Raw genomic sequence first — 23,208 nt, forward strand, 5'->3', positions numbered from 1 at the left:
GCCCGGCATACCTGATGAGGCAGGAGCCGGCGGACCGAGTGGGTGAAAAGGCGCGCAAGATACGCCGGCGGGTCGGCCTCCCCGCGGGCCGCGGGGACGGGCGCGGGCCAAACCTTCGCGCCGGAGCCGGGTTGTTAGCGCATTCGTTTCACCTCTCTCCCCGCGGCATGGATTTCTCCGGCAAGAACATTCTCATCGTCGGCGCCTCCTCGGGCATCGGGCTGGCTACGGCCCGGGTGCTGCACCAGCGCGGCGCCGCGCTGTTCACCGCCTCGCGCCACCTGTCGCCGGAGCTGGCCGAGCTGGGTACCACGCACCAGGTGCTCGACGTGACGCAGTTCGACGCCGCGGCCCTGGCCGGGCTGCCCGAGGCCCTGCACGGCGTGGTGTACTGCCCCGGCTCCATCGTGCTGCGGCCCTTCGAGCGGCTCTCGCCCGAGCAGTTTCGCCAGGACTTCGAGCTGAACGTGCTGGGCGCGGTGCAGGTGCTGCAGCTGGTGCTGAAGCGGCTCAGGCACGCCGGCGGCGCCTCGGTGGTGCTGTTCAGCACCGTGGCCGCCTACAACGGCATGCCCTTCCACGCCAGCATTGCCACGGCCAAGGCCGCCCTCGAGGGCCTCACCCGCTCGCTGGCCGCCGAGTACGCCGCCGGCGCCGTGCGCGTCAACGCCCTGGCCCCTACCCTCACCGACACGCCCCTGGCCGCGCCCCTGCTCAACACCCCCGACAAGCAGGCCGCCGGCGCCCGGCGCCACCCGCTGCAGCGCGTGGGCCAGCCCCGGGACCTGGCCGAAACGGCCGCCTTCCTGCTCTCCGACGCCGCCGCCTTCGTCACCGGCCAGGTGCTGCGCGTCGACGGCGGATATTCGACATTGCGGTAGGGCTTAGGGACGTAGGTTTTAGGGCTTAGGACAGGGCCGCGGCGCACCTTGCTGCGGAGAGGCAAACCGGTGCGCGGTTCGGAGCCGCGACTTTGCCGCTCGGAACCGCAGTCGACCGGCCCCGAGCCGCGACTTCGCGGCTTTTTGCCGCAATGTTGCGGTTCCGAACCGCGGCCGACCGATACGGAACCGCGAAGTCGCGGCTTTTTACCGCAATGTTGCGGCCCGGAACCGCGAAGTCGCGCCTCAGAACCGCAACGACGCGGCTTTTTACCGCGACTTCGCGGCTCGAAACCGCAACGGCGCGGCTTTTTGCCGCGGGCCGGGCGCTGGGCACCGCGCCTACTTGGCCAGCACCTTGATGCTCAGGCGGCGGTTCATGGCCCGGCCCTCCTCGGTGGCGTTGGAAGCCAGGGCGTAGCGCGGGCCGTAGCCGCGGGCTTCCAGGCGGGCGGGGCTCACGCCCAGCTCCACCAGCGCCGCCCAGGCCGTGCGGGCGCGGGCCTCGCTCAGCTGCTTGTTCACCTTGTAGGTGCCGGTGCTGTCGGAGTAGCCGCCGATTTTGATGCGGGCCGCCGGGTAGGCGCGCAGCAACGCCGCGATGTGGCGCAGCTGCGGGGCCGATTCCCGGGTGATGCTGGCCTTGCCCGGGTCGAAGAACACGCGGTCGAAGTTGATCCAGCCCTGGGTGAGGTCCACGGTGTCTACCCGGGCCTGCGGGTTGTTCAGGAACTGGTGCAGCAGGCTTTCGGTCGACTTGGCCCCTACCCCGGCCAGCACGCCGCCACCCGGCAGCTTCAGCGACACCAGCGGGCCGGTTTCGTAGATGTAGTTGCCCGAGGCCGCGTCGTAGTGGCCGCCGGTGGCCGGCGCCAGCTTGGGCGGGGGCTTGCGCTGGTAGCGGTAGGTACGCGGCGGCTCGCCCGCGGCCGATGCCGTGGCGCCCGCCGTAGCATCGGGAGCGGCCGGGCGGGCGGCGCCCGAGCGGTCGAGCACGAAGGCCAGGGTGTTGGGCTGGCCGGCGCTCAGGTACACGTTGCTTTTCACCTGCTGCTTGTAGCCGGGCTGGCTTACCTGCACCAGGTAGGGGCCGCCGGGTGGCAAAGCGGGCAGGGTGAACTCGCCTGCTGGGCCGGTGGTGGTAGCGCGGATAAAGCCCGTGGGCTCGTGCAGCACCGTCACGGCCGCCTTGGGCACGCTCTGGCGGTCGGCCGACTGCACGCTGCCGCTGAGGTTGGTACTGCCCTGGGCGCGGGCCGCTAGGGCGCTGCCGGCCAGGGTGAGGGTAAGCACGAATCGAGTAGCGTAAAAGTGGGGCATTCAGTAGGGTTGAGGGGAGGATGACGGAGCAATATCCGCTAATTGTCCCATTGCCGGCGTGCTTTCTACCAAAAATAATTGCCCGCGCCAAGCCTGTCCTGACGGCCGAACCCAACCAAGTGGCCCTGCGGCGGTTATAAGCCCATTATGGAGAAAGAACGCATCCGGCAGGCCTACCTCGACTACGTGCTGCGCCACCAGCAACCGCCCGCCTCGGTTTACCTGCTGGCCCAGCAGTTGGGCCTGAGCGAGGCCGAGTTCTACCGCTACTACCCCGGCTTCGCGGCCATCGACCGCGACATCTGGGCCGACCTGGGCCGCGAGGCGCGGCGCCGGGCCGAGGCCGAGCTGGTGTGGACCCAGTACAGCGCCCGCGAAAAGCTGCTGGGCTACTACTTCACCCTGCTCGAGCTGCTCAAGCACAACCGCAGCTACGCCCTGCTGTCGTTGTCCCGCTCGCTGCCGCGGGTGCCCGGCCTCACCCCGCCCGTGCTCGACGACTTCCGCCAAGACTTCGAGGCCTTCGTGGCCGAAATCCTGCGCGAGGGGCGGGTGAGCGAAGAAGTAGCCCGCCGCCCGCTGGTGCAGGAGCAGTACCCGCGCCTGTTCTGGCAGCAGGCCCTGTTCGTGCTGGGCTACTTCGCCAAGGACGAGTCGCTGAACTTCGAGCGCACCGATGCGGCCGTGGAAAAAGCCGTGCGCCTGAGCTTCGACCTGGTGGCGCCCAACACCCTCGACTCGGCCCTGGACCTGGCCCGCTTCCTGTTTCAGTCGCGCCGCTAGATGAGCGCCGAACCCCTCTCCCCGACCGACGCGGCCGCCGCCGGCCAGCAGCCCGGGGCGCCCGCGCCGGCCGGGCAGGTGTCGCTGCCCACCACCAAGGTGGCGCGGGCGGCGCGCTTTGCCAAAACCGGCCTGAAGGTGGGTGCCAACTACGTGAAGCACTACGCCCGCCGGGCCGCCGGCGCCGAGGTCAGCGCCGACGAGCTGCACGCGGCCAACGCCGCCGAACTGTACGGCGCCCTGAGCGAGCTGAAAGGCTCGGTGCTGAAGGTAGCCCAGATGCTGGCCATGGAAAAGCAGCTGCTGCCCCCGGCCTACGCCCAGCAGTTTGCCCAGGCCCAGTACCAGACGCCCCCGCTCTCGGGCCCCTTGGTAGTAAAAGCCTTCCGCGACGCGTTTGGCCGCTCGCCCGCCGAGCTGTTCGGCACCTTCGAGCCCACGGCCCGGCAGGCGGCCAGCATCGGGCAGGTGCACTACGCCACCAAAGATGGCCGGGCGCTGGCCGTGAAGGTGCAGTACCCCGGCGTGGCCAGCAGCATCCAGTCCGACCTGCGCCTGGTCAGGCCCGTGGCCCTGCGCGTGCTGGGGCTCGACGAAGCCCAGGTGCGCCCCTACCTGGCCGAGGTGGAAACCCGCCTGCTCGAAGAAACCGACTACGCCCTGGAGCTGCAGCGCGGGCAGGAAATTGCCGCCCGCTGCGCCCACCTGCCCCACCTGCAGTTTGCCCGTTACTACCCCGAGCTGTCGGCCCCGCGCATCCTGACCATGGACTGGCTGCCGGGCCAGCACCTGCGCGAGTTCTTGACTACCAGCCCCAGCCAGGCCGTGCGCAACCAGTTGGGCCAGGCTTTGTGGGACTTCTACATGTACCAGCTCCACGAGCTGCGCCAGGTGCACGCCGACCCGCACCCGGGCAACTTCCTGCTGCGGGCCGACGAGGGTGGCACCGTGGGTGTGCTTGACTTCGGCTGCGTCAAGGAAATTCCGGCTGAGGTGCACCGGCTGTTCACCGCCCTGCTCGCCCCCGAAACCTTGGCCGACGAAGCTCGGCTGCGCGCCCTGCTGCTGGAGGCCGACGTGCTGCGCCTCACCGATCCGGCGGCCCGGCAGCAGCTGTACCTGCGCACCCTGCGCGACTCGCTGACCCTGGTGGGCCGCCCCTTCCGCCAGCCGCGCTTCGACTTCGGCGACCCGCAGTACCTGGCCGCGCTCTACGCCCTGGGCGACGAGCTGCTGCAGGACCCCGAGCTACGCCGCCAGCGCGAGCCCCGCGGCTCGGCGCATTTCATTTATCTTAACCGCACCTACGTGGGCCTCTACGCCCTGCTCACCGAGCTGCGGGCCGAGGTGCAGACCGGCGCCATCTGACGACCTGAGGCCCCGGGCGTCGCGGCCGACTGGCTTGCGGCCTGGCTTGCCATTCAACGACGGGCGCGAGCAACGCGCCCCTACCTCTCTCACCTCATGAAACACCTGCTTACCCTGCTTTTCCTGCTCGGCAGCCTGAGCATTGCCCGGGCCCAGCATACTGCTTCCTGCTGCGCCAAGCCGGGCCCCGACGCCATGCTGGCCTTTGCCGATCTGGCCGCCGACCCCGCCTTCATGAGCGGGCACGAGGCCCCGCTGCCCCTGGATTACGCGCCTCAGGCCGCCGGGCAGCTCATCAGCTTCGTGACGCCCGACAGCAGCACCGGCTACGGTTATGAAGTGCGGCCCGCGGCGCCCAACGGCAAGTTTCTTTTCGTTTTTCACGAGTGGTGGGGCCTCAACGACTACATCAAGCGCGAGGCCGACCGGCTGGCCGCGGCCCTGCCTGGGGTAACCGTGCTGGCCGTGGACCTCTACGACGCCAAGCTGGCCACCACCAGCGAAGAAGCTAGCCGCCTGGTGCAGGTGGTCGACCAGAACCGGGCCCGCAACATCATCCGCGGGGCCTTGCAGCACGCCGGGCCCCGGGCGCAGGTAGCCACGCTGGGCTGGTGTTTCGGCGGGGGCTGGTCGTTGCAGGCGGCTATGCTGGCGGGTAAGCAGGCGGTGGGCTGCGTGGTGTACTACGGCATGCCGGAAAAGGACGTGGCCAAACTCAAGGCCCTGAATACCGACGTGCTGGGCATCTTCGCCACCCAGGACCAGGGCATCGGCCCGGCCGTGGTCCGCCAGTTCCAGGCCGACATGAAGCGGGCCGGCAAGCAGCTCACAGTGCACAGCTTCGACGCCGCCCACGCCTTTGCCAACCCCTCCAACCCCAGGTTCGACGCCGCCGCGGCCACCCGGGCCAACAACCTGGCCCTCGCCTACCTCAAAAAGAAGTTCAAGTTCAAGCTCAAGGCCTGACCAATACCGGCCGCTGGAACTCGCGCCGCCTCCGCCTGCGGGTGGGGCGGCGCGTGTTGCGTTTGGTGCTGCCCCGGCGCTATATTCCGACAGCCAACCAACGCCCCGCCGCCATGCCCACTGCTGCCCTCTCGTCCCTGCTCGCCGAGTACGGCGAAAGCCACCAAAACCCCACCAACAAGCTCGTGCACTGGGTGTGCGTGCCGCTGATCATGTTTTCGCTGCTGGGTTTGCTCTGGGCCATTCCGGTGCCCGCGGCCGTGCAGCGGCTGAGTCCCTGGCTGAACTGGGCTACGCTGGTAATGCTGCTGGCGGTGGTCTACTACCTGCGCCTGTCGGTGCCGCTGGCCCTGGGCATGGTAGTGGTGAGCACCGGCATGGCCCTGCTGCTGCGACTGGTGGAGACGCAGGTAGCCTTGCCCCTGTGGATTGTGTGCCTGGTGGTCTTCGTGCTGGCCTGGGTAGGGCAGTTCTGGGGCCACAAGGTCGAGGGCAAGAAGCCGTCCTTCCTCAAGGACGTGCAGTTTCTGCTCATCGGCCCGCTGTGGCTGCTGCACTTCATCTACCGCCGCCTGGGCTGGGCCTACTAAGTCCCGTGCCCCTGCCCGTCGCCCCGCGCCCAGCTCCTTAAGCGCGCTGACTCCTTTATATATAGCAAGCCCCGCCGGTGTTGCCGGCGGGGCTTGCTGTTAAACGATGGCCTTGGTCTACCCCACCGACACGGGCCAGGGCTGGGCGGCCAGGCGCACGGCCATTTCGGCGGTGGTGTCGGCCAGGCTTTCCCAGTCGGGCAGCACGAAGTAGCCCGGCTGGAAGGCTTCGCGCACCACCGGCGTATCGAGGGCGGCGGCCACGTCCAGGGGCAGCAACTGGGCATCGTCGGCCAGGCACCGGTGCAACTCGGCGGCCGAAGACAACAGGCCCGCGCCGTACACGCGCAGCTGGCCAGCTTCGCGCACCAGCCCAAACTCAGCGGTGTGCCAGAACAGGCGCGCCAGCTGCTCCACGGCCCCGGCGTCGGTGAGGTGGTGGCGAGCCATGCGGCCGAAGTGCTCCAGCCAGGCGGCCCACTGCGGGTCGGTGAGCAGCGGCAGGTGACCGAAGGCGTCGTGGAACAGGTCGGGGCCGGCGTGGTAGTCGAAGTGGTGCATGGAGCGGATCCAGCTGGTTACCGGGTAACGGCGCTCGGCCAGCAAGCCCAGGAAGGTGCGGTCGTCCACGCGGCCGGGCGCGGGCACCACGTCCCAGCCGGTGAGCTGGCGCAGGCGCTGGCTTAGCTCGGCCAGGTCGGGGGCGGCGTCGCGGCACAAGCCCAGGCGCTCGAGGCCGGCGGCGAAGGGCGCGGCGGCGCGGCGGTGCAACAGGGCCGTCTGGCGGTCGAAGAGCACTTTCCACACGAGGTGGTCTTCGGCGGTAAGGTGGCGGGCTTCCATAAGGGCAAAGGGCAAAAAAAAGCCCGGCCTCCGTGGGACGGAGCCGGGCTTGGTTGAGTTCAGGTCAGGTGATGTAGCGGCTTGGGCTTCATTTTCCAACATGCAACGGCGCGGCTCCGTCCCCATTCATGGGGCGGACGTACAGAGTAAACGCGCAGTTAATGGATTGACGCAGCATGTTGGGGTCAAATATAGGAATGAATTGTGCCAATGCAAACGCTGCGGAACGCCCGTCCCCAAATAATCTTCGCGTAGCAGCTTGATACTGTTGGGCTAGTACCGCCAACACCCCTCACCGCCTGCCTTCCGGCTCGTAGCCCATGCTGAGTTGGGTGTCGCCGCTCACGGTGAGCTTCAGGTTGGCTTGCTGATCGGAAGGATTCAACACCAAGGCGGCCGAGCCGGCCAGGAAGCGGAGCGTGGCCCGTTGCCCGGGCGCCAGCGTGGCCTTGCCAAAGATGCCCCCGCCCCGGGGCCGCTCCTTTATTTCCACGGGCACTCTGCCGATGTTGTGCGCCGCTACCTTAAACGCGCCGCGCTGCTCACCACCCAGCACAAACTGCTTGCGGGGCTCAATCACCAGGTTCGATTTTAGGTTGTCACCGGCCAGGCTCACCGTAGTCACCAGCAACAGCCCCAGAGCCGCTGCCACGGTTGCCGGCCGTCTGGCTTTGCTTACCCCGGCTTGGGTGTCGACCAGGTCGTTTTCGGTAGCCGTGGCGGCTTTGGAGCGGCGCGTCAGCCAGTAGTCAATGGAGTAGCGCCCGGGACCAACCGCCGTCACCACCACGAATGCCCAGAACAGCAGCTGCTGGTAGTACATGCCGGTGATGGGCGAGGGGTCTTCGTACCACAGAAACGCCACCACGAAAAACTGAAAGGCCAGCTGCAGCCCGCTCCAGCGGGTGAACAGGCCCAGGGCAAGGAGCAGCCCGCCCACAAACTCGCCCCACACGGCAGCCCCGGCCCAGAAGTAGGGCGAGGGAAAGGTGAAACCCAGGCCCGCCACCTGCTGCACAAACCAGTCGGGCGGGCCCGGCATTTGGGCGCTGGCTACGGCGGCCAGGTTGGTGAGTTTGGGCAGGCCGGCGCCGTCGGCAATGGACAGGCCCAGGTGCAGGCGAAACAGCAGCCAGGCCGCGTCGATGGCTCGGTTTTGCAGGGGGGAGGCGGAAAACAACAGCTTTTTCATGGGCGGTACTGGGGTTGGTTGAACAGCCCAAAACTGCCTTGCCGGCCCCGCCCCTGCGCTTCAGCTTATAATTTGGGACGTCTCACTTACGGATTTGAGCCGCTGGGCTGCCTCACTGGGCGTCTCCCCCCGCAGCTTCTTGAACACCCGGTTGAAGGTCGACTTGGAGTTGAATCCCGATTCCAGGGCCACGGCCAGCAAGGTGTACTGCTGGAAGCGCGGCTCCGCGAGCAGGCGCTCGGCCTCCCCTACCCGGTAGCCGTTGACGAAGTCGTTGAAGTTCTGCCCGAAGCCGGCATTGATGACCTTCGACAGCATAGCGGGGTGCAGTTGCAGGCGGGCCGCCAGGTCGGCCAGGGTGAGGTCGGGCTCGAGGTAGGGCCGTTCGCGGTGCATGAGCTGCTCCAGGCGTTCGGTCCAGCGCAGGTAGTCGGCGGCCGGGGCTTCGGCGGGTGCGGCGGGCGCGGCGGGCGCGGGTTCCGGCGCGGGCTCGGCCGCGGCAACGGGTTCGGGCTCGAAGCGCAGCGGGGCCCGCCCCGGCTGCTGGGCCTGCCAGCCGGCCACGCTCAGGTAGTAAATGAGCACCCCAGTAAACAGGTAGCCGTACCAGAATTCGACGTACGACAGGCCCGCCCCGAGGTCGACCAGCGCAAACACCACCGACACGCTGGTGCCCACCAGCACGGCCACCACCACGTGGCGCAGCCAGCGGAAGCGCTGCCGCTCGGAGTTGGAGAAGTTGTCGTTGAGGTAGCGGGTGTACTGGCGAAAAGCCCGCAGGGTGAGGTAGCCGTAGACTGCCAGCGAGACGTAGTTGCCCAGCTCGAACGCGTCGTGCACAAGTTCCAGGCTGATGAGCGCGCCCTTGGTGCCGAAGTGCTCGGGCAGGGGCTGCCCCCCCAGCCGGTGCCGCAGTAGCACGTCGACCAAGAAGCAGAAGGCAAACCAGCCGACGTAGGCCGCAAAGGGCGCGAAGTGCCAGAGCTGCCGGCCCCGCAGCCGGAACGCGGGGTTGGTCAGGCTGCGGAAGTAGAAGTAAAACAGCGGCCCGGCGCCCAGGTACAGGGCGAACGGGAAGTAGAACATGGCCGTGGAGTAGCCGTTGTGCGCGTCGTACCAGCCGGCAAAGCCCAGCATCCACTGGCTGATGTTGGCCGTGTAGAGCAGGATCAGGCCGGCCAGCCAGCGGTCGGCGGGCTCGTCCCGGCGCCAGCTCCGCAGCAGCAGCAACCCACTGAAGACGATGCCCTGCACGAAAAACGGCAGCAGCAGGGAGCTGTACGGGCTGAACTCGAATAGCATAGCGCGAAGAACGAACGAGGAAGCTTTCCTGCAACCGGCGGCCCCACCCCGGGGTTCGGCGGCGGAGACCCTTACACCAGCTCCAGCTCCGCCAGCTCGCGGCGCAACGCGTAGGTGCGGCGCAGGGCCTCCACCAGGCGGGCCGACTCGCTGAAGTTCAGGGTTTGCTGCCCGTCGGAGGCGGCGCGCTCGGGCACGGGGGCGGTTTCGTAGAGGATGCCGTCGGCGCCGGCCATCACGGCGGCCAGGGCCAGCGGAGCCACGTGCTCGCGCAGGCCGATGCCGTGCGAGGGGTCGACGAACACCGGCAGGTGGGTTTTCTCCTTCAGGATGGGCACCGCGTTCAAATCGAGGGTGTTGCGCGAGGCCGTTTCGAAGGTGCGAATGCCCCGCTCGCAGAGGATGATGTCCTCGTTGCCGCCCGAGAAGATGTACTCGGCCGAGTGCAGCAGCTCGTCGATGGTGCCCGACACGCCGCGCTTGAGCAGCACGGGCTTATCCACCCGGCCCAGGGCGTCGAGCAGGTTGAAGTTCTGGGTGTTGCGCGCCCCCACCTGAAACACGTCCACGAAGTCGTACATCTCCTCCACCTGCGACACCTGCATGACCTCCGTCACGATGCGCAGGCCGTGGGCCCGGGCCAGGCGGTGAAAGTCGCGCAAACCCTCCAGGCCCAGGCCGCGGAAGGAGTACGGCGACGAGCGGGGCTTGAACACGCCCCCGCGCATCAGGCGCACGCCGCTGCTCACCAGGTGCTGCATCACGGCCTCCATCTGCTGCTCGCTCTCGATGCTGCAGGGGCCGGCCACGATGCTCAGCGAGCCTTCGCCCAGGTGGATGCCCTCGCCCAGGTCGAGCACGGTGGGGCGCACGCGCCACTTGCGGCTCACCAGCTTGTAGTCGTCGGACACGCGGTGCACGTCGCGCACGCCGGGCAGGGCCGCGATGCGGCGCAAATCCACCTCGGCGGGACCGAGGGCCACCAGGTAGGCCGCGTGCTGGGTTTGCACGGGCGTGACTTTGAAGCGCAGCTGGCGCAGCTGCTCGATGAGGGCGGCGCGGTCGGCCGCGCTCAGGTAGGGCTGGGGATGAATGATCATGAGCGGCAGGAAAGAAACAACGGATAGAAAGCGGGCGCTTACCCGCGGATGCTATGCACGAAGCGGCGGGCGGCCTCGTGGGGGTCGGCGGCGCCGTCGAGGGCGCGCAGCAGGGCCGAGCCGATGATGGCGCCGTGGGCGTAGCGGCCGGCTTGCTCGAAGGAGGCGCGGTCGGCAATGCCGAAGCCCACCAGGCGGGGGTTGCGCAAATCGAGGGCGGCCACCCGCTGCAGGTAGGCCTGCTGGGTCGCCGCCTCGGCGGCCTGGTTGCCGCCCGTGAGCCCGGCCCCCGACACGAGGTAGAGGAAGGCGTCGTCGGTTAGCTCGTCGAGGCGGCGGATGCGCGCCTCCGAGGTCTGGGGCGTGATGAGAAACACGGCCCGCAGCCCGTGGCGCCGGAAAGTGTCCTGGTAGAAGGCGGCGTACTCCTCGGCGGGCAGGTCGGGCAGAATCACGCCGTCGATGCCGGCGGCGGCGGCCTGCTCGCAGAACGCGTTCATCCCCAGCTGCAGCACCGGGTTGAGGTAGCCCATCAGCAGCAGCGGGGTGTCGGGCAGCAGCTGGCGGATGCCCTGCAGCTCCTGGAGCAGGCGGCGCAGCGTCATGCCGTTGCGCAGGGCCTGGGCGCTGGTTTGCTGAATCACCGGGCCGTCGGCCAGCGGGTCGGAAAAAGGCACCCCGATTTCCAGCACGTCGGCCCCGGCCGCGGCCAGGGTTTGCAGCAGCGGCACGGTGTCGTGCAGGCCGGGGTAGCCGGCGGTGAGGTAGAGGTTGAGTACGCCCGTGGGCTTGCGGGCGAAGAGTTCGGCAAAGCGGTTGCGCATAGCAAAGAGCGAAATCAAGTAGAGAAAACTAAGGCGGCCCGCTGCCTGGAGCATCGGGTGGGGCCGCCGCCGGCCCAGTCACGGGGGCCACGGGGCCCGTCCAACCCGCCGCTTTTGGGGGCACCCTCCCTTCCTGTCCGACCAGGCCCGGCTTCCGGTCCGACTGGAAGGGAGCTATTCCGTCGGACCAGGAGCCGGGCCTGGTCGGACTAGGCCCGGCTCCCTGTATGACAAGGCCCGGCTTCCTGTCGGACCAGGTCCGGCTCCGAGTCGGACTGGGCCCGGCTTCCTATGCTCCGGGAAGGGGGACCAACTCGGCTGGTTGGCTTGCGTCTTTTGGGAGGCACCCTCAGACAATCGGATGAAGGTCTGGGCTTCGTCGGATTGCCTCCGGCTTGTAGTCGGAGTACAAGCCGGGGGTAGTCTCCTTACAAAGGGCTTGTAGTCCGACTACACCCGGGTTGTAATGGAACTACCAAGGGCATGTAGTCGGACGACATGCCCCTTTGTAGTCCGATTGCAAAGGGGCATGTCGTCCGACTGCAAAGGGAGGTAGCCAACAAACGAGGTAGGGCGGCCCGGTTGGCGCGTCCGGTGGCGGGGGGGCTGGTCAGGCCAGATCCAGCTCGCGCAGGTAGGTTTCCAGGTCTTTGTCGCCGCGGCCCGAGAGGTTGAGCACCACCACGTCGGCGGCCTGCAGGGGCAGCTTGGCCAGCGCGGCCAGGGCGTGGGCGGTTTCCAGGGCCGGGATGATGCCCTCGAGGCGGCTGCAGAGCTGGGCGGCCTGCAAGGCTTCCTCATCGGTAATGCTCAGGAACTGCGCCCGGCCCGAGTCGGCCAGAAAGGCGTGCAGGGGACCGATGCCGGGGTAGTCGAGCCCGGCGGAGATGGAGTGCGGCTCGGTAATCTGCCCGTGCTCGTCCTGCATGAGCAGGGTGCGGCTGCCGTGGATGATGCCCGGCCGCCCCAGCACCGAGGTAGCCGCCGACTTACCGGTATCGACGCCGTGGCCGGCCGCCTCCACCGCCACCAGCTGCACCGTGGGCTCGTCGAGGAAGTGGTAGAAGGCCCCGGCGGCGTTGGAGCCCCCGCCCACGCAGGCCACCACGTAGTCGGGCAGCTCGCGGCCGGCCTGCGCCAGTAGCTGCCGGCGCATCTCTTCGCTGATAACCGCCTGCAGGCGGGCCACCAGGTCGGGGTACGGGTGCGGCCCCACCACCGAGCCGATGATGTAGTGGGTATCCACGGGGTTGCTGATCCAGTCGCGGATGGCCTCGTTGGTGGCGTCCTTCAGGGTCTGCGAGCCGCTCACGGCGGGCCGCACCTCGGCCCCGAGCAGGCGCATGCGGGCCACGTTGGGCTTCTGGCGCTCCATGTCCACGGCGCCCATGTAGATGATGCACTCCAGGCCGCGCAGGGCGCACACGGTGGCGGTGGCCACGCCGTGCTGCCCGGCCCCGGTTTCAGCAATGATGCGCTTCTTGCCCAAGCGCTCGGCCAGCAGAATCTGCCCCACGGTGTTGTTGACCTTGTGGGCCCCGGTGTGGCAGAGGTCTTCGCGCTTGAGGTAAATGGTGGCCCCGTACTGCTTCGACAATCGTTCGGCCTTGAACAGCGGCGTGGGCCGCCCCACGTAGTCGCGCAGCAGCTGCTGGTACTGCTGCTGAAAGCCGGGGTCGTGGAGAATGTCGAGGTAGCAGGCCCGCAGCTCCTCCACGTTGGGGTAGAGCATCTCGGGAATGAAGGCCCCGCCGAAGGAGCCGTAGTAGCCGGTGGCGGTAGGTTGGTAGTGGTTCATGGGTTGATTCTGTTCTGATTGATTAGCCCGCCGAGGACGCAGCGCTCAGCGCCTTCTGCGCCTCCTCTGCGCCCTCTGCGGGCTAAAACTCACCCGCGCAGCTCGCGCATAAACTCCTTCAGCAGTCCCGCATCCTTCAGCCCCGGGCTTTGCTCGAAGCAGCTGTTCACGTCGAAGCCCGCGAGGCCGGGCAGGCGCAGCCGGCGCAGGGCGGCCGCATCGGCCGGGCCCAGGCCGCCGGCCAGCAGGTAGGGCGTGGGCAGGTCGTAGCCGCGCAGCAGCTGCCAGTCGAAGGCCACGCCGTTGCCGCCCGCCTGGGGCCCGGCCGTATCAAACACGAAGTAGGCGCAGTGCGGCACGTAGGCCGCCAGGCGGCTCAGGTCGAGCGTCTCCCCCACCCCGAAGGCCTTGACGACCGGCAGCCCGGCCCCGGCCAGCGCCGCGCAGTCGGCTGCCGACTCCTGCCCGTGCAGCTGCACCGCGTCGAGGCCGAAGTGCAGGGCCAGGCGCCGCAGCTGGGCCAGGGGCTCGTTCACAAACACGCCCACCTTGGGCAGGGGCAGCGCCCGCAGCTGGGCCGCGTCGAGCGCCTCGGCGGCGTAGCGCGGCGAGCGACGGGCAAACACGAAGCCCAGCAAATCGGGCCCGAGCGCGGCCACGGCGGCCACGTTGGCGGGGTACTTCAGGCCGCACACCTTGAGCAGGGGCCGCCCGGGCGTGGGCAGCGGCAGCGGGCGGCGCGGGGCGAAGGCGGGGGCGGGCATGGTCATTGGGCCGACAGCTCGCGCAGCTGCTGCACCAGGGCGGCGCAGGCCTTCTCGGGCCGGCCGTGGCGCATGAAGGTTTCCCCGATCAGAAAGCCGTTGAAGCCCGCCCGGCGCAGCAGGGCAATGTCCTGGGCCGTGCGCAGCCCGCTTTCGGCCACCCGCCCCAGGTGCGCGGGCAGCTGCTCGGCCAGCTCCAGCGAGCGGTCGAGGCTCACGGAGAAGTCGCGCAGGTCGCGGTTGTTGATGCCCACCAGGTCTACCACGTCGAGGGCCGCGTCGAGGCTGCGGGCCAGCTCCTGGCCGTCGTGCACTTCCAGCAGTACCTCCAGGTCCAGGGCCCGGGCCTGGGCCGCCAGGCGGCGCAGCTGCGCGGGCTCCAGCACGGCGGCAATCAGCAGCACCGCGTCGGCCCCGAGGCTGCGGGCTTCGAGCAGCTGGTACTCATCCACCACGAAGTCCTTGCGCAGAATGGGGCACAGGTTGAAGCGCCGGGCCGTGGTCAGATCCTCGCTGCGCCCGCCGAAAAACTCCGCGTCGGTGAGGATGGATAAGGCCGAGGCCCCGGCCTGCATGTAGCCCAGGGTGGTGCGCTCCACCGGGGCAAACTCGTTGAGCCAGCCCCGGGAGGGCGAGCGGCGCTTAAACTCGGCGATGATGCCGCTCAGCTCGGGGCGGCGCAGGTAGCCGGCCAGCGACAGCGTGGGCGAAGCCAGGTAGGGGCTTTGCTCCAGCTTGCGCAGCGGCACCAGCTCGCGGCGCTCGGCCACTTCCTGCTGCTTGTGGGCCACGATGCGGGCCAGCACGTTGGGGGGCGAAAGGGTATCGTTCATGGGTTGCTCGCTCGGCCCGGCTCCCCTGCGCAAGCAGCGGGCGGGCCAGCCGGCCGGGCCGGGAGAAGCGTGGGATAAGGGAGTGAAAGAACTGGTGCGCGCCGCCGGGCCAGGCCAAGGCGCGGCCCCGGCGGCGGCCGACTTAGGCGGCGGTGAGCAGGGCGGTAAAGGCGCGGCGGGCGCGGCCCGAGTCGAGCGAGTGGTAGGCCGCGTCGAGGGCCTCGGCCAGGCTCAGGCGCGGGTTCAGGCAGCGGATGCCCAGGGCGGCGTTGGCCGCCACCACGTCGACCTGGGCGCGGGTGCCCTGGCCCTCGAGCACCTGCCGGAACAGCCGCGCCGACTCGGCCACCGTCTGGCCCCCGGCCAGCTCCTCGGGCCGGCAGGCGGGCAAGCCCAGAGCGGCGGCGCTGAGCAGGGTTTCGCCATCGGTGGAAGTCGCCACCTTGGCCTCGCCGGTCAGCGAGAGTTCATCGTAGCCGTCGAGGGCGTGCACCACGGCGTAGCGGGTGCCGGTTTCCTGCAGCAGGTACTGGTAGAGGCGCAGCAGCTCCAGGCTGTACACGCCCAGCAGCTGGGCGGCCGGCCGGGCCGGGTTTACCAGGGGGCCCAGCATGTTGAAGAAGGTGCGCAGGCCCAGCTCGCGGCGCACCGGCCCGGCGTGGCGCATGGCCGGGTGAAAGGCCGGGGCGTGCAGAAAGCAGATGTTGGCCGCGTCGAGCTGGCGCTGCAGCTGGTCGGAGGAAGCTTCGAAGTCGTAGCCGAAGTAAGCCAGGATGTTGCTGGAGCCCACCACCGACGACACGCCGATGTTGCCGTGCTTGACCACCTTGTAGCCCGCACCGGCCACCACGAAGCTGGCCAGGGTACTGATGTTGAGCGTGTTTTTGCCGTCGCCCCCGGTGCCCACGATGTCGAGCACCTCGTGGGAGTCGAGCAGCGGGTCGCGGCACAGCTCCAGCAGGGCGTCGCGGAAGCCGGCCAGCTCGGGCACGGTGATGGGGCGCAGGCGGTACACGGTGAGGAAGGCCGCGGTTTCGGCGGCGTTCAGCTCGCCCAGACCCAGGCGCAGCATCACGTCAAAGGCTTCGTGACGGTCGAGGGTCTGGTGGTCGAACAGGGCGGCAAGGGTAGCTTTCATGGGAGTAGCGGTGGCGGGGGGGGGTAAATGGGCAATGAGTGAATGGGAGAATGATTGATTGAGTGAGTGAATGAGCAGTCGGGGAAGTCAGGCATTCACCCATTCGCCCCTTCACTCATTGCTTTCTTCGAGCCAGTTTTGCAGCAGGCGGTGGCCGTGCTCGGTGAGGATGGACTCGGGGTGGAACTGCACGCCGCGCACGTCGTAGCGGCGGTGACGCAGGGCCATGATTTCGCCCTGCTCGTCGCGGGCGGTGGCTTCGAGGCAGGCGGGCAGGGAGTTGGGGCGCACGGCCCAGGAGTGGTAGCGCCCCACCCGGAAGCGGGTGGGCAGGCCCCGGAACAGCCGCTCGTCGGGGCTGGTCACCACCGCGTCGGTGGCCACGCCGTGCAGCACCTCAGACAGGTTCAGCAGCTCGGCCCCGAAGCTTTCGGCAATGCCCTGGTGGCCCAGGCACACGCCCAGCAGGCGCTTGGTGGGCGCGTAGCGGCGAATCAGCGCGGGCATCAGCCCCGCCTCGGCCGGAATGCCGGGCCCGGGCGAAAGCAGCACCGCGTCGAAGGCCTCTACTTCGTCCAGGTCGAGCTGGTCGTTGCGGCGCACCGTGAGCTCGGCGCCCCGGCCCAGCTCGCGCAGCACCTGCACCAGGTTGTAGGTAAAGGAGTCGTAGTTATCAAAAACCAGGATGGACATGGAGGGAAGGTGCGGAATGGGAGGAATGGGGCTGGTGGGCGGCCGGGCTATGAGGTGGGCTTGGGGTGAATGGGCCGGAGGGGACAGGCGGGTTAAGCCGGCTCGGTGGTCCGCGCTGCGCGGATTTCGGTGGGCTTCACTTCCTCGTGGGCCGAGGCGGCCTGCTGCAGGGCCTGGCGCAGGGCGGCCAGCTTGTGGTGCACCTCGTTCAGCTCCGACTCCACCTCCGACTTGGCCACCACTCCGGCCCCGGCCTGGTAGTAAAGCGTGCCGCCCACGCTCACAAACGAGCGGATGAAAATGGCGTGGTTGAAGTCGCCGCCCAGGCCCAGGTGCCCGATGCAGCCGCCGTAGAGGCCGCGGGCGGTGGGCTCCAGCGCGTCGATAAGCTGCATCGCCCGCACCTTGGGGGCACCCGAGAGCGTGCCGGCCGGGAAGGTGTCGGCCGCCACCTGCAGCGGGTCGGTGCCGTCGGCCAGGGTGGCCGCCACGTGGCTCACGAGGTGAATGACGTGGGAGTAGTACTGGATTTCGCGGAAGCGCTTCACTTCCACCGCGTGGCCGTGGCGGGCCAGGTCGTTGCGGGCCAAATCCACCAGCATCACGTGCTCGGCGTTTTCCTTGGGGTCCTCGGTGAGCTGCTGGGCCAGCCGGGCGTCCTCGGCGTCGCGGCCGGTGCGGCGGAAGGTGCCGGCAATGGGAAAGATGCTGGCCTGCCGGCCCTGCACCAGCAGCTGCGGCTCGGGCGAGGAGCCCAACAGCCGGTACTGGCCGTAGTCGAAGTAAAACAGGTAGGGCGAGGGGTTGATGGCCCGCAGGGCGCGGTACACCTGGAACTCGTCGCCGCGGAAGCGCTGCTCAAACCGCCGCGACAAAACCAGCTGAAACACGTCGCCACGCAGGCAGTGGCGGCGCCCGGCGGCCAGAATGTGGCGGAACTCGTCGTCGGTCTGGTTGCTGGTTTCCTCCCCTTCTAGGGCAAAGCCGAAGGTGGGCCGCACGGGGCTGCGCACCACGCTCAGCAGGCGCTGCAGGGCGGCCTCGTCGGGCTCCTCTCCCTCGGGCGTGTGCTCGAAGATGTGCAGCTCCTGGCGGTAGTGGTTCAGCGCCAGCACGTAGCGGTACAGGCCGTAGCGCGCGTCGGGCAGGGGGCCGGCCGCGGGCTTGTCGGCCCGAAACTGCACGTCTTCGCAGTACTGGGCCGCCCCGAAGCCCATAAAGCCAAACAGGCCGCCGCTGATAAATGGGTGCCCGGTTTCGGGCGCCCGGAAGCGGCCGGCAAAGCGGCGCAGGCAGGGCAGGGCCTCGTGGCGCGGGTCGGCCAGGGTGCTCTGCTCTTCGCGGCCGCCGGGCAGGCGCTCCAGCAGCTCGGCGCCCCGCAGCTCGAAACGGGCCAGCTCGTGGCAGGCCAGGTAGGAAAAGGCGTTCTGCTGGGTGTGGTAGTCGGAGCTTTCGAGCAGCAGGCAGCCGGGGTACTGGTCGCGCAGGCGCAGGTACAGCCCCACCGGGGTGACGGTATCGGCGGGCAGACGCAGGTGGCGGGTACGCAGGGTAATGGGGGCGGCAGGCATGGCAAAGAGACTAGGCGGCGGGAATGCGGCGGGCCGGAAAAGCAACAAGCCCGGCTGGTAGGCCGGGCTTGTTGCGAGTGTCTTGTAAAAGAGCAGCGTCAAATGCTAGCACTTCCTTACCGACATAGGCAGAGCGTCCCGACCAGATCCTGGGCGGTGCCACCAAAGCTGCAAGAATGTAGTAGCGCGAAACATGGTGAGTGAACCGTTGACGGGGGCAAAAGTACGGCTGTTGGCAATAAATGCAAGACTTTGCTGCCATTCCAGCAGCAGAAAGATACTATGATTACAATATTTTCAACTACTTTCCGCATTTCGGCCCGGATTTGCCACTGCCGGCCCCGTTTTGCGGCGCTTCATTGAAGATCTAACAAAAAACGCCCGCATTATTCTTTGGTGAACTGCCGCGTCACAGTGGTTGGACCGTGGCGCAGGCGCAGCAGGTAGCTGCCCCGGCGCAGGCGCGCTACGTCCACCTGGGTTTCGGCTTGGCGCAGGCCGCGGCGCAGCACCACCCGGCCGGTGGTGTCGCTGATGTCGAGCCGGGCTTCCGACCAGCCCGTGGGCAGCTGCACGCTCAGCTGCTGGCCTACTGGATTGGGGAACACGGCCAGGCCGGGCAAATCCTGGCTCGGGCGGGCGGCATTGGGCGCGGCGGGGCGGAACAGCCACTGGTAGGCGGCGGGGAACTCGCGCTTCCAGAACCACTCCGCGTGCTGGCCGTCGGCGCGCACCTGGTAGCTGAGGTCGGCCGCGGCGTGGCCCCCGCGCAGCAGCGAGTCGCGCACGGCGGCCATCAGCGGCACCATGGTCTGGCTTTCCTGGGCGCCGCTCACGAAGTAAAAGCGGGTGGGCTGGCCGGCCACGGCCGGGTGCTGGTGCAGGTAGGCTTTAAGCTGGGCTTCGGCAAACCAGAACGCCGGCGAGAAGATGCCGGCCCGGCCGAACACGGCGGGGTGCTTCACGGCCGCGTAGAGCGAAATCAGCCCGCCCATGCTCGAGCCGGCAATGCCGGTGTTGAGGCGGTCGGGCAGGGTGCGGAAGTTCTGGTCGATGTGGGGCTTGAGCGTCTGCACCAGGAACTCCACGTACTGGTCGCCCTGCCCGCCGCCGTACTGCGGGTTGTTCCAGGGCGAGTACTCGTTGAGCCGCTCTCCGCCCCCGTTATCCACGGCCACCACAATGCAGCCCGTGGCATCGAGGCCCTGCTGCTGGAGCTGGCTCAGGGTTTCATCGACGCCCCACTCGCCCGCGAAGCCGGTGCAGTTGTCGAACACGTTCTGCCCGTCGTGCAGGTACAGTACGGGGTAGCGGCGGCCGCTGCTGGCGTAGTCGTTGGGCACGTACACCCACACCCTGCGGGTGCGGCCCAGCTGCGGCATCTGGAAGCTGGTGCTGAGCACCTGCACGTTGGGTTGCAGGGCCGTGCTCGAGCAGGTAGCCGGCCCGCCCAGATCTTTCCAGTTCAGCACCTGAAAATCGACGGTGGTCGGGCCACTGCCCACGGTGTAGCGGCGGTTGCCGATGTCCTGGTTTTGGGCATCGGACTCGACGGAGGTCCAGGCGCCGCGGGTGAACTTGAACTCCAACGCCCCGGTCACGGTGGCCGGCAGGGTGATTTCGTAGCTGCCGCCGGGCTGTTTGGTTAGGGCATAGGCCGCGCTGCCGGGGTTCCAGCTGTTGAAGTTGCCGGCCACGTAAAGCGTGGCATTGGCCGGGGTGCTGGCTGGCACACTGGTGATGCGGAAGGTGGTCTGGGCCTGCACGGTGCCGGCCAGCAGCAGACCGCTGAGCAAGAGAAGGGGACGCATGGCTGGGAAGGGAAAAGGCGGGAAAATCAGGGGGGACCCGGGCTGAGCCAGAAGGTAGCGCGAATAAAAATGTAATGCTACCGAAATAAGGCAAGCAATAATTGCGGCGGGGGCGAAAAGAATTCCCCCGCGCCTGTGCCGCCCCAGGCACCTTTCAGGGCATTTTTCCGGGCAAAAGATTTCAGAAATTACTTTTGCCCGGCAATACCGCTGTCGAGCTATATTAGCTGTAGTTGTAATTGACTTTATCAAAACTTTATCTTGCGGAGTTAATTCCTGTCTGAGGCGCGGGTGTTGCTCGTAAAATGCAAGAAAAAGCCTGCCCACGCCCTTCCCCAAGTCTTTCCGCCCCCTTCTCGTCCCCGTTTCCCCGCCGCTTTTCACTCCCAACCACTTCATGTTCCCCATGAAACAACCGTACACGCCGAAACTTTGGTTTCTGCTATTCCTGCTCGTCTGTTGCAGCCTGAGCGCCGCCGCCCAAACGGGCGCCATCAGCGGCCGCTTGCTCGACGACAAAAACCTGCCGCTACCCGGGGTAACGGTACTGGTTGAGGGCACCCAGCTGGGCACCTCGACCAACTCGGAAGGTGGCTTCCTGATCCAGAACGTACCGGCCGGCCCGCAGACCGTGGTGGCCTCGTTCGTGGGTTACACCACCAAGCGCCTGCCCGTGACGGTAACGGCCGGCCAGACGGCCACCATTGCCGACGCCACGCTGGCCGAAAACACGACCCTGCTCAGCGAGGCCGTGGTAGTGGGCTACGGCACCCAGCGCCGCCAGGACGTAACCGGCTCGGTGGCCACGGTAACCGAGCGCGAGTTCGTGCAGGGCCAGATTTCCACGCCCGAGCAGCTCATCAACGGCAAGGTGGCCGGCGTGCAGATTACCTCCAATGGCGGCGCCCCGGGCTCGGGCTCGGCCATTCGCATCCGCGGCGGCGCTTCGCTGAACGCCAGCAACGACCCGCTCATCGTCATCGACGGCGTGCCGGTGGACAACACCGAGCTGGCCGGCTCGCCCAACGCGCTGAGCCTCATCAACCCCAACGACATCGAGACGATGACGGTGCTCAAGGATGCCTCGGCCACCGCTATCTACGGTTCGCGCGGCTCCAACGGCGTTATCCTCATCACCACCAAGAAAGGGCTGGCGGGCGAGAAAATCCGGGTAAACTTCAACACCCAGTTCTCCGTCGCCAAGAACACCCGCAAGATTGACGTGCTGTCGGCCGACGAGTTCCGCCGGCTGATCAACGACGAATCCATCGTCGACGCTACCGGCAACCCCTACTCCACGCCCGTCACGCGCTCTTTCCTGGGTACCGCCAACACCGACTGGCAGGACGTGATTTACCGCACGGCCTATACCACCGACAACAACCTGAGCGTGACCGGCAACGCCGGCCCCCTGCCCTACCGCGTATCGGTGGGCTACCTCAACCAGAACGGCGTGCTCAAAACCAACAACCTGGAGCGTAAGTCCGTGTCCATTGGCATCACGCCCGTGCTGCTCGACGGCCACCTGCGCGTGGACGCCAACGTGAAGGGCTCCATCATCGACAACCGCTTCGCCGACGCCGGCGTCATCACCAACGCCATCTTCTTCAACCCTACGCTGCCCGTTTTCAACGACAGCGCCCGCTACGCCCCCTACGGCGGCTACCAGCAGTACCTGACCACCGCCAACGCCCCGCAGGGCCTGGCCCCGTCGAACCCGCTGGCCCGCCTGGAGCAGCGCCGCGACCTGAGCACGGTGAAGCGCAGCATCGGCAACCTGCAGCTCGACTACAAGCTGCACTTCCTGCCCGACCTGCGCGCCAACCTGAACCTGGGCTACGACATCAGCCGCAGCAAGGGCTCGACCTTCGTGCCGGCCACGGAATTCTCGGAGTACAACAACCGCGGCGTGAACAACCGCTACTCCCAGGACCGCGACAACAAGCTGCTGGAGTTCTACCTGAACTACGGCAAGGACCTGCCCAACGAGCTGGGTCGCCTCGAAGTGCTGGGCGGTTACTCCTACCAGGACTTTATTCGCTACCGCCCCTTCGAGTTCAACTACAACGCCAACCGCGAGCTGGTAAACCCCGCCCAGGTGCGTGACAACGACTCCAAGAGTCAGAACACGCTCGTGTCGTTCTACTCCCGCGTCAACTACAACCTGAAGGACCGCTACCTGTTCACCGGTACGCTGCGCGCCGACGGCTCGTCGCGCTTTGCCAACAACAAGTGGGGTTACTTCCCGGCCGCCGCGCTGGCCTGGCGCGTGAAGGGTGAGAACTTCCTGGTGGACAACACTACCTTCTCGGAGCTGAAATTCCGCGTGGGCTACGGCATCACCGGCCAGCAGGACGTGGGCGACGACTACCCGGCCCTGGCCCGCTACAGCCAAGGCAGCGGCACGGTGCAGTACCAGCTGGGCGACCAGTACTACACCACCCTGCGCCCGGCTTCTTTCGACCCCAACATCAAGTGGGAGGAAACCACCACCTACAACGCGGGTCTGGACTACGGCTTCTTCGACGGCCGCCTGCTGGGTACCGTGGACGTGTATTTGCGCAAAACGGAAGACCTGCTCAACCGCATTGAAACCGCAGCCGGCTCCAACCTCTCCAACCGCGTGCTGACCAACATTGGCTCGCTGGAAAACCGCGGCGTCGAGCTGGGCCTGACCGGCATCGTGGCCCAGGGCGAGAAGTTTAACTGGACTTTGAACGCCAACGCCACATTCAACCGCAACAAGCTTACCCGCCTGAACCTGGTGGACAACCCCAGCAGCCCCGGCGTGGAAGTGGGCGGCGTGGCCGGCGGCACGGGCACCAACATCCAGATCAACTCCATCGGCTTCCCCATCAACTCGTTCTACGTCTACGAGCAGGTGTACGAGAACGGCCGGCCGGTTGATAACAAGTTCGTGGACCGCAACGGCGACGGCACCATCACCCCGGCCGACCGCTACCGCTACAAGTCGCCGAACCCGCAGGCCGTGCTGGGCCTGGGCTCGAACCTGACCTACGGCAAAGCCAGCCTGGCCTTCACGCTGCGCTCGTACCTCGGCAACTACGTGTACGACAACGTAAACTCCAACGCCGCCAACTTTGCCTCCATCTACCCGGCTCAGCCCTTCGTGCGCAACTCCACCCGCGACATTCTGGAGACCCGCTTCACGGGTGCCGGCACCGGCTTCCGCCAGTCGGACTACTACCTGAAGGACGCTTCGTTCGTGCGCATGGACAACCTCACGGTGGGCTACGATCTGGGCAGCTTAATCAAGGAGTCAACGAACCTTCGCGTGTCGGTAGCGGTTCAGAATGTGTTCGTTCTGACCAAATACGAGGGCATCGACCCCGAGATTTTCAACGGCATTGACAACAACTTCTACCCGCGTCCCCGCACGGTGACCTTTGGGCTGAACGTAGGCTTCTAAT

19 protein-coding genes are annotated in these 23,208 nt (G+C 67.5%); 6 read left to right on the forward strand and 13 right to left on the reverse strand.

The features are described from left to right. The first annotated feature begins 167 nt into the window (after positions 1-167). On the forward strand, positions 168-881 hold the full coding sequence (locus tag ACE191_RS06380; RefSeq protein WP_400191352.1) for an SDR family NAD(P)-dependent oxidoreductase: 714 nt from the start codon (positions 168-170) through the stop codon (positions 879-881). A 342-nt stretch (positions 882-1,223) separates the two neighbouring features. On the opposite strand, the gene ACE191_RS06385 is transcribed toward ACE191_RS06380, so the two are convergent. Continuing rightward, positions 1,224-2,201 carry an OmpA family protein gene (locus tag ACE191_RS06385; protein ID WP_400191353.1) on the reverse strand — a complete coding sequence of 326 codons (978 nt, stop codon included), beginning with the start codon at positions 2,199-2,201 and terminating at the stop codon, positions 1,224-1,226. 147 nt (positions 2,202-2,348) lie between these two features. On the opposite strand from ACE191_RS06385, the gene ACE191_RS06390 reads away from it, so the two are divergent. The 4 genes from ACE191_RS06390 (at position 2,349) to ACE191_RS06405 (ending at position 5,908) form a co-directional block, all read left to right on the forward strand. Next, on the forward strand, positions 2,349-2,984 hold the full coding sequence (locus tag ACE191_RS06390) for a TetR family transcriptional regulator C-terminal domain-containing protein (RefSeq protein ID WP_400191354.1): 636 nt from the start codon (positions 2,349-2,351) through the stop codon (positions 2,982-2,984). Next, positions 2,985-4,352, forward strand: coding sequence for an ABC1 kinase family protein (locus ACE191_RS06395; protein ID WP_400191355.1), 1,368 nt, complete (start codon positions 2,985-2,987; stop codon positions 4,350-4,352). Positions 4,353-4,448: 96 nt separating this feature from the next. After that, the gene (locus ACE191_RS06400) at positions 4,449-5,318 is read left to right on the forward strand and encodes a dienelactone hydrolase family protein (protein ID WP_400191356.1); all 870 of its coding nucleotides are present in this window, start codon (positions 4,449-4,451) and stop codon (positions 5,316-5,318) included. Positions 5,319-5,431: 113 nt separating this feature from the next. Continuing rightward, positions 5,432-5,908, forward strand: coding sequence for a DUF962 domain-containing protein (locus ACE191_RS06405; protein ID WP_400191357.1), 477 nt, complete (start codon positions 5,432-5,434; stop codon positions 5,906-5,908). Positions 5,909-6,025: 117 nt separating this feature from the next. On the opposite strand, the gene ACE191_RS06410 is transcribed toward ACE191_RS06405, so the two are convergent. From ACE191_RS06410 to ACE191_RS06465, 12 genes are all read right to left on the reverse strand, one after another. Beyond that, on the reverse strand, positions 6,026-6,751 hold the full coding sequence (locus ACE191_RS06410; RefSeq protein WP_400191358.1) for a phenylalanine-4-hydroxylase: 726 nt from the start codon (positions 6,749-6,751) through the stop codon (positions 6,026-6,028). 292 nt (positions 6,752-7,043) lie between these two features. After that, positions 7,044-7,943: a DoxX family protein gene (locus ACE191_RS06415; protein WP_400191359.1), complete on the reverse strand. Its 900-nt coding sequence runs from the start codon at positions 7,941-7,943 to the stop codon at positions 7,044-7,046. Positions 7,944-8,003: 60 nt separating this feature from the next. Beyond that, positions 8,004-9,245 (reverse strand): helix-turn-helix domain-containing protein, encoded by a 1,242-nt coding sequence (locus tag ACE191_RS06420; RefSeq protein WP_400191360.1) that lies wholly within the window; start codon positions 9,243-9,245, stop codon positions 8,004-8,006. A gap of 71 nt (positions 9,246-9,316) precedes the next feature. After that, on the reverse strand, positions 9,317-10,345 hold the full coding sequence (locus ACE191_RS06425) for a bifunctional 3-deoxy-7-phosphoheptulonate synthase/chorismate mutase (protein WP_400191361.1): 1,029 nt from the start codon (positions 10,343-10,345) through the stop codon (positions 9,317-9,319). Positions 10,346-10,383: 38 nt separating this feature from the next. After that, a complete protein-coding gene (trpA, locus tag ACE191_RS06430) occupies positions 10,384-11,169 on the reverse strand; it encodes a tryptophan synthase subunit alpha (protein WP_400191362.1) in 786 nt (261 codons plus the stop codon). Positions 11,170-11,779: 610 nt separating this feature from the next. Continuing rightward, complete coding sequence (gene trpB / locus ACE191_RS06435) at positions 11,780-12,967, reverse strand: tryptophan synthase subunit beta (RefSeq protein ID WP_400191363.1); 1,188 nt, start codon at positions 12,965-12,967, stop codon at positions 11,780-11,782. Positions 12,968-13,056: 89 nt separating this feature from the next. Next, positions 13,057-13,737, reverse strand: a complete 681-nt coding sequence (locus ACE191_RS06440; RefSeq protein ID WP_400191364.1) for a phosphoribosylanthranilate isomerase — start codon at positions 13,735-13,737, stop codon at positions 13,057-13,059. Beyond that, the gene (gene trpC / locus ACE191_RS06445) at positions 13,734-14,564 is read right to left on the reverse strand and encodes an indole-3-glycerol phosphate synthase TrpC (protein WP_400191365.1); all 831 of its coding nucleotides are present in this window, start codon (positions 14,562-14,564) and stop codon (positions 13,734-13,736) included. Before trpC ends, ACE191_RS06440 begins: the two co-directional genes overlap by 4 nt. A gap of 142 nt (positions 14,565-14,706) precedes the next feature. Then, positions 14,707-15,702, reverse strand: a complete 996-nt coding sequence (trpD, locus tag ACE191_RS06450; RefSeq protein ID WP_400191366.1) for an anthranilate phosphoribosyltransferase — start codon at positions 15,700-15,702, stop codon at positions 14,707-14,709. 111 nt (positions 15,703-15,813) lie between these two features. Next, positions 15,814-16,395 (reverse strand): anthranilate synthase component II, encoded by a 582-nt coding sequence (locus ACE191_RS06455; RefSeq protein ID WP_400191367.1) that lies wholly within the window; start codon positions 16,393-16,395, stop codon positions 15,814-15,816. A gap of 92 nt (positions 16,396-16,487) precedes the next feature. Then, a complete protein-coding gene (locus tag ACE191_RS06460; RefSeq protein ID WP_400191368.1) occupies positions 16,488-17,966 on the reverse strand; it encodes an anthranilate synthase component I family protein in 1,479 nt (492 codons plus the stop codon). A gap of 386 nt (positions 17,967-18,352) precedes the next feature. After that, positions 18,353-19,777 carry an alpha/beta hydrolase-fold protein gene (locus ACE191_RS06465; protein WP_400191369.1) on the reverse strand — a complete coding sequence of 475 codons (1,425 nt, stop codon included), beginning with the start codon at positions 19,775-19,777 and terminating at the stop codon, positions 18,353-18,355. A 406-nt stretch (positions 19,778-20,183) separates the two neighbouring features. Here ACE191_RS06465 and ACE191_RS06470 point away from each other — a divergent pair, with 406 nt between their 5' ends. Continuing rightward, positions 20,184-23,207: a SusC/RagA family TonB-linked outer membrane protein gene (locus ACE191_RS06470; RefSeq protein WP_400191370.1), complete on the forward strand. Its 3,024-nt coding sequence runs from the start codon at positions 20,184-20,186 to the stop codon at positions 23,205-23,207. Position 23,208: the final 1 nt, after the last annotated feature.

The sequence above is a fragment of the Hymenobacter sp. B81 genome, assembly GCF_044628455.1.
In the GTDB taxonomy this organism is placed as follows: domain Bacteria; phylum Bacteroidota; class Bacteroidia; order Cytophagales; family Hymenobacteraceae; genus Solirubrum.

Coding starts and splice junctions, on each gene's coding strand:
- ACE191_RS06380 (WP_400191352.1), top strand. CDS start 168: ATGGATTTCTCCGGCAAGAACATTCTCATCGTCGGCGCCTCCTCGGGC.
- ACE191_RS06385 (WP_400191353.1), bottom strand. CDS start 2,201: ATGCCCCACTTTTACGCTACTCGATTCGTGCTTACCCTCACCCTGGCC.
- ACE191_RS06390 (WP_400191354.1), top strand. CDS start 2,349: ATGGAGAAAGAACGCATCCGGCAGGCCTACCTCGACTACGTGCTGCGC.
- ACE191_RS06395 (WP_400191355.1), top strand. CDS start 2,985: ATGAGCGCCGAACCCCTCTCCCCGACCGACGCGGCCGCCGCCGGCCAG.
- ACE191_RS06400 (WP_400191356.1), top strand. CDS start 4,449: ATGAAACACCTGCTTACCCTGCTTTTCCTGCTCGGCAGCCTGAGCATT.
- ACE191_RS06405 (WP_400191357.1), top strand. CDS start 5,432: ATGCCCACTGCTGCCCTCTCGTCCCTGCTCGCCGAGTACGGCGAAAGC.
- ACE191_RS06410 (WP_400191358.1), bottom strand. CDS start 6,751: ATGGAAGCCCGCCACCTTACCGCCGAAGACCACCTCGTGTGGAAAGTG.
- ACE191_RS06415 (WP_400191359.1), bottom strand. CDS start 7,943: ATGAAAAAGCTGTTGTTTTCCGCCTCCCCCCTGCAAAACCGAGCCATC.
- ACE191_RS06420 (WP_400191360.1), bottom strand. CDS start 9,245: ATGCTATTCGAGTTCAGCCCGTACAGCTCCCTGCTGCTGCCGTTTTTC.
- ACE191_RS06425 (WP_400191361.1), bottom strand. CDS start 10,345: ATGATCATTCATCCCCAGCCCTACCTGAGCGCGGCCGACCGCGCCGCC.
- trpA (WP_400191362.1), bottom strand. CDS start 11,169: ATGCGCAACCGCTTTGCCGAACTCTTCGCCCGCAAGCCCACGGGCGTA.
- trpB (WP_400191363.1), bottom strand. CDS start 12,967: ATGAACCACTACCAACCTACCGCCACCGGCTACTACGGCTCCTTCGGC.
- ACE191_RS06440 (WP_400191364.1), bottom strand. CDS start 13,737: ATGACCATGCCCGCCCCCGCCTTCGCCCCGCGCCGCCCGCTGCCGCTG.
- trpC (WP_400191365.1), bottom strand. CDS start 14,564: ATGAACGATACCCTTTCGCCCCCCAACGTGCTGGCCCGCATCGTGGCC.
- trpD (WP_400191366.1), bottom strand. CDS start 15,702: ATGAAAGCTACCCTTGCCGCCCTGTTCGACCACCAGACCCTCGACCGT.
- ACE191_RS06455 (WP_400191367.1), bottom strand. CDS start 16,395: ATGTCCATCCTGGTTTTTGATAACTACGACTCCTTTACCTACAACCTG.
- ACE191_RS06460 (WP_400191368.1), bottom strand. CDS start 17,966: ATGCCTGCCGCCCCCATTACCCTGCGTACCCGCCACCTGCGTCTGCCC.
- ACE191_RS06465 (WP_400191369.1), bottom strand. CDS start 19,777: ATGCGTCCCCTTCTCTTGCTCAGCGGTCTGCTGCTGGCCGGCACCGTG.
- ACE191_RS06470 (WP_400191370.1), top strand. CDS start 20,184: ATGAAACAACCGTACACGCCGAAACTTTGGTTTCTGCTATTCCTGCTC.